Genomic DNA, 712 nt, shown 5'->3' on the forward strand with positions numbered 1-712 from the left:
ATGGATTTGGACTTATTCAGTGCATAACCAAAATAACTGATGGCAAGTGATAGTACTGCAATCAGTACGCCAATTTCAATTGTCATCCTTTTTCTCTCCTCATCTCTATCAAAAAAGAGAGACATGATTGTCTCCCCTTTATTATCAAAGCCGTATGTTGTGAAAAATAAAGAGACCAGCGTTTGCTGCTCCATCTGTTTTAACTCATTCATTTTTGGATTAATGTTTCTAGCTCTTCCACACGCTTGTTCATACTTTCCATCTCGGCTTGATGATTTTCTTTTAATTCTTGCATTTCATCATCGTGTTTAACTTCAAGTTCCTGTAAAGCTTTAATGGCAATCGATGCGTAGGAATACAAGTGAATTCCTTTCCCGCTTTCATCCACAAACGCTTGATCACATTCATCTACAATTAACCCGTAGTATGTTTTGATCTCTTCTGTTGTCAATGGTGGATCATGCGGGTCCTTTTCTTCTCTCATTTTGTATAGTTCGTTTACCGCATTCTTATAATTAAACTGTCTGATTCTAAGATTTCTAATTTTTTCTAAGGCAGAAAAGGAAATATCACGAATGTTAGATTTATATTCCCGTAGTGAAGGGCTCATGAAATTACCTTGAACAGATCCCCAGCCATTTTGCGTAACAGGTGACTTCACTTGGAGAACGCCAGTATATCCTGCTGCACGGCTATTACGTAAAGTGATATT

1 protein-coding gene and 1 pseudogene are annotated in these 712 nt (G+C 37.4%); both read right to left on the reverse strand.

From position 1 onward, the window contains the following. A pseudogene (locus JDS99_RS30800) lies at nucleotides 1-194 on the reverse strand (hypothetical protein); the annotation flags it as partial. Between the two features lie 14 nt (nucleotides 195-208). Then, a partial coding sequence (locus JDS99_RS30805; RefSeq protein WP_199696486.1) for a tail fiber domain-containing protein occupies nucleotides 209-712 on the reverse strand: 504 nt, incomplete at its 5' end.

This window comes from Bacillus cereus group sp. N6 (assembly GCF_016483705.1).
Taxonomy (GTDB): Bacteria; Bacillota; Bacilli; order Bacillales; family Bacillaceae_G; genus Bacillus_A; species Bacillus_A wiedmannii.